Origin of the sequence: Synechococcus sp. R6-10 (genome assembly GCF_047461815.1) — a bacterium.
In the GTDB taxonomy this organism is placed as follows: domain Bacteria; phylum Cyanobacteriota; class Cyanobacteriia; order Thermostichales; family Thermostichaceae; genus Thermostichus.
This window is the reverse complement of record NZ_JANSHW010000111.1, coordinates 1-7,159: the sequence shown is the minus strand read 5'-3', so window position 1 is coordinate 7,159 and position 7,159 is coordinate 1. Positions and strand designations below refer to the sequence as shown.

Genomic DNA, 7,159 nt, shown 5'->3' with positions numbered 1-7,159 from the left:
CAAAACCACCCCATCTGCCCAGGTGCGGCGGTCTTCGATCTCTTCCACTTCAAACCCCGCCAGGGTGAGGGCCTCTCCCAGTTCTTCGGGTGAAAGTTGGAAATCCACCAGTTCTCGCAGCCACTTCAAGGAGATGCGCATCGCTGAGCCATCGGTGCAAACGCCGCACCCATTATCGCTCACCTGGCCCTCTTCTCCAGCCGGGATCCCGGCCCAAGATCGTGGGATGGCATAGACCCGGTTCTGGCCGGAACCGGTGGGACAGGGTGGGATGCTAAAACGGTGAAGGCGAGGGCTGAGGTCAGATCCAGCGCCTAGCAAGGTGAGGAAGGATGAAGAAAGACTGGGCAAAACGGTTGCGCAACGGGCTGGTTGCCGCGGCAGCTGTGCTCTTAGCGGTGGGTTTGTTTTTGGCCAGCCAGGGTCGTCAGGCGGGCAGCAACCTAGAGGCTTTAGCCCAAGAGGCCATACCTTGGGAGCAAGCTCAGGCCAATGGCAAACCTTCTTTGGTGGAGTTTTATGCCGATTGGTGCAGCACCTGTCGTGCCATGGCACCCCTCCTGGCCAGCCTGAAACAGGAATTTGCCGATCAAGTCAACTTCGTCATGTTGAATGTGGACAATCCGAAGTGGCTGCCGGAGCTGAGCCGCTACCGGGTGAACGGCATCCCTCATTTTCTGTTTTTGGATCGGCAGGGAGAAGCGCTGGGATCGGCGATTGGCGAACAGCCGCCGTCGATTTTGCGGGCCAATGTGTTGGCTCTGGCAACTGGACAGCCCCTGCAGTTGACCAATGCCGGGCCGGTGTCTGAGCTGGAGCGGGGCAGGCGCGCCCTCCCCAGTCAGCCGGATCCCCGCAGTCATGGTTAGGAGTTTGGTCCAGGGTTTTGTTGTCTTGGACACAGGCGGAAAGGTCTGGCCTCGGTTTGATATTGGATAACTTCTATCCATTCTCGTAGCTCACAAGAACAGGCCATGGCTGTCGAGACAACACCGATTTTGCCGGATCCGCAACGGTTGATCCCGAGCGAGCGCCTCAGACAACTGAATGTCCGCTCCAATTCAGCCGGGCTCCGGCAGCTTTTGGGACATTTGGCGGTGATGGCGGTGAGTGGCAGCCTGTGGGTGACCCAGAAAGGTGTCAATGGCTGGATTGCCCTGCCGGCGCTGGTGGTTTACGGGGCCAGTTTGGCGACGATGTTTGCTGCTTTGCACGAATGTGTACACCGCACCGCTTTTGCCAGCCCAAAACTGAATGACGGGGTAGCCTGGGTGGCGGGCTTGCTCTCATTTTACAACAGCACTTTTTATCGCCGATACCACAAATGGCACCACCGCTATACCCAGATTCCGGGCAAGGATCCGGAGCTGGAGGATCCCAAACCCCAGAGCTGGCCGGAGTATTTGCTCGAGCTGAGCGGCTTGACTTGGTGGATCGGCAAGGTGAAGACCTACATCCGCATAGCCAGCGGCCAGTTGCAAGGCTATCCCTACATTCCTGAATCGGCCCGCCAAGAGGTCATTCGTTCGGTGCGGTTGCAGCTAGGGATCTACGGCCTTGGGAGCTTGCTCTCCCTTCTGCTGGGGGATCCCTGGATAGTGTGGCTGTGGCTGTTGCCTTTGGCGGTAGGGCAGCCGATCTTGCGCTTCATTTTGCTGGCAGAGCACACAGGCTGTAGCCAAACCGAGGATCCCTTCTCCAATACCCGTACCACCCTTACCCTTTGGCCAATCCGCTTTTTGATGTGGAATATGCCTTACCATGCTGAGCATCACCTTTACCCCTCCATTCCATTTCATGCTTTGGCCGATGCCCATCAATACCTCAAGCCCCATCTGGCTCATCTAGGGCAGGGGTATGTGCGGGTTCATCGTCAGGTGATTGAACAATTTCAGGCATGACTCACTACACCTGGAGCCTGAACGATTTTCAGCTACAGTGCGGGATCCAACTGCCCCAAATCACGCTCGCCTACGCCACCTACGGGACTCTTTCCCCCCGAAAAGACAACCTGATCCTCTACCCCACCTCCTATGGGGCTCAGCATCCCGACCTGGAGTGGCTGATTCGTCCCGACGGCATCCTCAACCCGCAGCGGTGGTTTATCCTCATTCCCAATATGCTGGGCAATGGCCTTTCCACTTCCCCCAGCAACGATCCAGCCTGTGGCTTGCGGGAAGATGGCTTCTGGTTTAGCCACTGGGACAATGTGCGCCTGCAGGAGAGCCTGATTCGCCAACACTTTGGGATCGAACGCATCCGCCTGATCTACGGCTGGTCGATGGGGGCTCAGCAAGCCTATCACTGGGGATCCCTGTTTCCTGAGCGGGTGGAACGGATCGTAGCCCTCTGTGGCACCGCCAAGACCACAGTTCACAATCGGGTTTTTCTGGAGAGTTTGCGCTCAGCCCTAACTGCCGATCCCGCCTGGAACGGTCGTCGATTTACGGGTGTCCCAGAGCGGGGTCTGCGAGCTTTTGCCCACATCTACGCCAGTTGGGCTGTTTCCCAACCTTTTTTCAACCAAAAATGCTATGAATCCTTGGGGTATGCCTCTCTCGAAGATTATCTAGAGCGAGGCTGGGAGGCCAATTACCGCCGCCGGGATCCGCAGAATTTGCTATCGATGATCGAAACTTGGATCCGCTGCGATATCAGCGACAACCCCATTCACCGGGGAGATTATCGGGCTGCTTTGAGGGCAATTCAGGCCCAAACATTGGTGATGCCCGCCCAGACGGATTTGTATTTCACCCCAGAAGATTGTCGGGCTGAGGCAGAATGGATCCCGAACGCGGTTTACAAGATCATCCCCTCCATTTGGGGGCACCGGGCCGGTAATCCTCATCAAAACCCCGAGGATGAAGCTTTTATTCGCACAGCCGTGCAGGAGTTCCTGGAGAGCTGAGGGCACCTACACAGATCCTACACAGATTGCAGGCGCAGGTGTTGCACCAGAGCCTGTAGCCCCAACAGGTAGCTTTGCGCCCCAAAACCACTGATTTGCCCAACCGCTACGGCGGCGATGTAAGAGTGCTGGCGGAAGGGCTCGCGGCGATGGATGTTGCTTAGGTGGACTTCCACAGTGGGCAATCCTACGGCTGCAATGGCATCTCGGAGAGCAATGCTGGTGTGGGTATAGGCCCCAGGGTTGATCAGAATGCCGACATGCTGCTGGCGGGCACGGTGAATGGCATCGATGAGCACCCCCTCATGGTTGGACTGGAGAATCTCCAGCTTCGCCCCTAGCATTTCTGCCTGCCGATGCAGAGCCTGATCGATCTGCTCTAGGGATACTGAGCCGTAGATGCCCACCTCTCGCACCCCCAGCAGGTTGAGGTTGGGGCCATGCAGTACCAAGAGGCTGAGAGGCTCGCCGCCGGGGGCAATGGCAGTCGGATTAACGACGACGATGGGATCCATCTTCTACCGGAATGGGAGCAGGTTGAGGCTGGGGGTTCCCCAGCAGGGTGTCGATCACACGTTCCACCCATTCCCGGATCTTTTCCAGCACCTTTTCTACCCAATCCATCCGATCTGCCTCGCGAGGTTTTACGAAGGGAGTTTATTCGACGGACTTCTATGATAGCGCTTCTTTCCGAGGGGTGTAGAGCTGACCGGCTGGCCGGCCTTTTTCCCCAGCAGGGATCCCTTGTTTTGCCTACCCTTTTACAAGAATCTGAAGAAAATCCAAAACCCCTCAGCCAGACCAGTTCTTCAGCATCTGGCTAATGGTTCTGCAGATGATCCGCAGGGTCATGGAGCGCAGCAGGATCCCCATCTGAAGGTCTGTCCCCGGCAATTCAAATCGCTCCGCCTGGCCCGCCACCGTCAAAGTTAGGGTGGATCCCCGCTGCAGGAAGAGGGCGCCGCCGGGGTTGAGATCCCGTTTCAGGGTTTGCAGCTCTTGATCGGAGGGATCCCGCAGCACCACCAGATCGCTGCCTTCGTAGGCCAAGCCCTCCCGCTCCAGGGTCTCTTCGTCGGCTTCCGCCAAAAGCAGATCCAGTTGGGGATGGCGCAGCAGGGTTTTCACCTGGCGAAAGAGGCTGCCCTGCAGGGGTCTAGAGCTGTGGTTCAGCAGCACACCCTCCCGACAGACGGATCCCACACATGCGTTGGGGCGGTGGGACAAAATATGCTCCACCAAGGTGTGCGCCTCCGCCAAGGTGAGGCGGTTAAAGGTCAAAATCGGGATGCGGGCCGTCTTGGGAAACAGATGGTCGAGGATTGCCCCCGGCACATCCACTCCCGCGCCAATGGCAGGTTTTTGGTGCATGAGCACACCTGGCGCAGCATTGATCTCGATGATCCCCAGGGATCCCTCCTTCCAGGAGCGCTCCAGGCTGGGGGCAATGACATCGATGCCCAAGCACACCAGTGAGAACTGCTGGGCAATGGTTTGCGCCAAAACCACGTTGTCGGGATGGACGGTGGCCGTGACATCGCGGCTCACTCCTCCCGCCGAGAGATTGGATACCTTGCGCAGATAGACCGTCCGCCCCGGTTCCAGCACACTGTCCACTGTCAAGCCTTGCTCTGCCAGAAAGCGCTCCATTGCCTCATCCCATTGGATCGGCCCCAGGGGAGAAGTGGGGGTATCCCAACGGACGGGATCCCGGTTGGCCTGCTCGATGAGCTGCCCGATGGTGCTTTGGCCATCTCCCGTCACTGAGGCGGGGCGTCGTTCCGTGGCCGCCACAAAGCGGCCTCCCACACACAACAGGCGAAAATCGGTGCCCTGCAGATGCTTTTCCAGGATCAGCCGGATGGGCTCCTCAGGGGGAAGGGCTGCCACGGCTACCTCGTAGGCAAAGGCCAGCTCTTCTGGGGTTTGAATGCCAGCCGTCACCCCCATCCCCTTATGGCCGGCCACCGGCTTGAGCACCACCGGATAGCCGATTTCCTGCGCCAACTGCAAAGCTTCTGCCAAAGAGGCGACCACCTCTCCCTGGGGCACGGGGAACCCTTGCGCCGCCAGAAAGGCTTTGCAATCGTCTTTGCGGGTGGTGAAGTCAGAGTCGAGATGGCTGTCGCAGTGAAAGGTGGTGGCCACCCCTCGCACCTGGTTGCGCCCATAGCCATACTGCATCACCCCCTCATCCCACAGGTAGTAGGTCGGGATCCCGCGTTCGTGAGCAGCCCGCAGGAGGGCATAGACCGTCGGCCCGCCGTACACCGAGTTGCGAAACAATTGCTGCAGGCGGCGCATCTCCCCTTCAACGTCGAAGGGCTCCCCTTGGGCGATGGCTTCCAGCCAATCCCAAGCAAAATAAACCGCGGCACGAGTGGTACGGCCATGCAAGGTCTGCACCGCGATGCGCACATACTCTGGAAACAGGTGACAGCTCCACTTCTGCAAGTGGAGATCCATCTGCAACCGGTTCACCTCCGTCACCAGCCGGGCAAACAAGTGGGCGTAGGAAGGATAAGATCCCTCCTGCAACTGGGGGAAATGGAAGCAGACCTTGGACAGGTAGACATCAATGGGCAGCGGCTGTGGGCACTGGGTAAGGGCAAAGTCGAAGGTGAAAGCGGCTGTATTGAGATAGGGGTTAGGGCCGAGATAATGCTTCAAGTTGAAAATGTCGAAAACATCCGACTCGCGCGCGTTGATGCGGGGCACGCCCGCCGCCTCCTGCAAAACCATAGCCGGCCTCAAGAGAAGGGAAACAACGACCTCAGCGCGGGGAAAACCCAGCTCTCCCGGCTGGGGCCGCTTCCATTATTCCCGATCCGGCCCCCATCCCCGGCGGCTTGCCCTCGCAGCACAAGGGATCCCGGCCAGCCTTTTGCTGGTCAATTAACAGTTGCCTGACAGGCAACTTGGTAACTTGGAAAACCCTTCCCACCCTCTGATCGGGTTGGGGTTATTTCGAGTTGCAGTGCAACTGTTTGCCAATTCTGGGATCCCCTCTCCTCATAATGGGCAAGGGGCTGGGAGTGCTTGCCTGTAGCAGTGCTAGAGGAATGCCTCAGACTTAGACTTGTTCGGAATCACCTAACGATGGGCTTGCCAAGTTGGACTAGCGAAGGGCGCTCAGAAGCACAACATCCATAACCAGCAGCGCCCCAGCAAAGGCCAGCAGGCTGCGCACGATCTGGCGCTCTTGCTTAGAACGATGGGATCCACCCACACGAAGCCATTTCAGAGATTGGGGAAGGCGGTACAGCATAGGAGATTCGGCGGAACCCTAGGGTGATCATGCTCTATTTTGTGGGGTTTGGATTCCCCACGCTGGGGGGGAGAAACGGCTAGCCCTGAGGGGCAATTCCCTCTAGAGTGAGGGTTAGTCCATTGCCCCTGTCTATGACCACTCCCTTGACCCAAGCCGAAACCGTTTTGCAAAGGTGCTGGGATCATTGGCAATCTCTGGCCAGCCGTCGGGATTTACAACCGGAGTTCAGGGCTCTATCCACTTTGCGCAAGCGCCTCACCGCGCGGCTGTTTTCCATTGCGGTGTTTGGGCTGGTCAACCGTGGCAAGTCAGCCGTCCTGAATGCCTTAACCGGCGAGGAGCGGTTGAAGGTAGGCCCCCTCAATGGGGTCACTCAGCAGCCCCAATCCCTGCTGTGGCAGCCGGGGCCAGGGATCCCTTGGCGGGTGAGGCTGGTGGATACTCCGGGTTTGAACGAAGTGGAAGGAGAAGCCCGCGAACAGTTGGCCTGGGATGTGGCCCGCTCGGCGGATTTGATCGTGTTTGTCATCGCCACCGACCTGACCCAGTTGGAATACCAAGCTCTCTCGGAGCTGCGCACTCTATACAAGCCCATCCTGCTGGTGTTGAACAAATGCGATCTCTACTCCGAAGCGGAGTTGCAGGCCATTTGTGCCCAGATCAGCCGCCACCTAGGCTGGGTATCGCCGCAGGAGATTTTGACCGTGGCCGCTTGCCCAAAACCTCTGAAAGTCCGCACCCACTGGCCGGATGGCCGCATTACTTTGGAATGGGAACGGCCTGCACCCCAAATTGAAGCCTTGCGGGGGCGAATTCTGCAGATTTTGCAAACCGAGGCGGGATCCCTCCTGGCTTTGAATGTGTTGAAGCGGCTGGACCGGGTTCAGGCCCAGATTCTGGAAAAACAGTGGCAGCACCATGCCCCCTTTGTGGAGCAATGGGGCAGGATTTTCGCCCTTGGCAAGGGGATTGTGGTGGGC

The 7,159-nt window shown here is 58.3% G+C and carries 9 protein-coding genes; 4 read left to right on the top strand and 5 right to left on the bottom strand.

The features are described 5' to 3' along the window. A partial coding sequence (locus tag NW837_RS03720; RefSeq protein WP_414329326.1) for a hypothetical protein occupies nt 1–321 on the bottom strand: 321 nt, incomplete at its 3' end. An 11-nt stretch (nt 322–332) separates the two neighbouring features. Here NW837_RS03720 and NW837_RS03715 point away from each other — a divergent pair. From NW837_RS03715 to NW837_RS03705, 3 genes are all read left to right on the top strand, one after another. Next, nucleotides 333–869 (top strand): thioredoxin family protein, encoded by a 537-nt coding sequence (locus tag NW837_RS03715; protein ID WP_414329325.1) that lies wholly within the window; start codon nt 333–335, stop codon nt 867–869. Between the two features lie 105 nt (nt 870–974). Next, entirely contained in the window at nt 975–1,901 is a 927-nt protein-coding gene (locus NW837_RS03710) for a fatty acid desaturase family protein (protein WP_011434450.1), read from the top strand. Then, nucleotides 1,898–2,908: an alpha/beta fold hydrolase gene (locus NW837_RS03705; RefSeq protein ID WP_011434449.1), complete on the top strand. Its 1,011-nt coding sequence runs from the start codon at nt 1,898–1,900 to the stop codon at nt 2,906–2,908. Before NW837_RS03710 ends, NW837_RS03705 begins: the two co-directional genes overlap by 4 nt. Nucleotides 2,909–2,925: 17 nt before the next feature. Here NW837_RS03705 and aroQ read toward each other — a convergent pair whose 3' ends face one another. The 4 genes from aroQ to NW837_RS03685 form a co-directional block, all read right to left on the bottom strand. Then, nucleotides 2,926–3,423: a type II 3-dehydroquinate dehydratase gene (gene aroQ, locus NW837_RS03700; RefSeq protein WP_049749607.1), complete on the bottom strand. Its 498-nt coding sequence runs from the start codon at nt 3,421–3,423 to the stop codon at nt 2,926–2,928. Further along, nucleotides 3,401–3,532, bottom strand: coding sequence for a hypothetical protein (locus NW837_RS03695; protein WP_011434447.1), 132 nt, complete (start codon nt 3,530–3,532; stop codon nt 3,401–3,403). The genes aroQ and NW837_RS03695 overlap by 23 nt, the downstream gene beginning before the upstream one ends. 168 nt (nt 3,533–3,700) lie before the next feature. Next, on the bottom strand, nt 3,701–5,650 hold the full coding sequence (locus tag NW837_RS03690; protein WP_414329324.1) for an acetate--CoA ligase family protein: 1,950 nt from the start codon (nt 5,648–5,650) through the stop codon (nt 3,701–3,703). Between the two features lie 376 nt (nt 5,651–6,026). Beyond that, a complete protein-coding gene (locus NW837_RS03685; RefSeq protein ID WP_011429585.1) occupies nt 6,027–6,176 on the bottom strand; it encodes a hypothetical protein in 150 nt (49 codons plus the stop codon). Between the two features lie 134 nt (nt 6,177–6,310). Between NW837_RS03685 and NW837_RS03680 the strand changes: the two genes are divergently transcribed. Beyond that, a partial coding sequence (locus tag NW837_RS03680) for an Era-like GTP-binding protein (RefSeq protein ID WP_414329323.1) occupies nt 6,311–7,159 on the top strand: 849 nt, incomplete at its 3' end.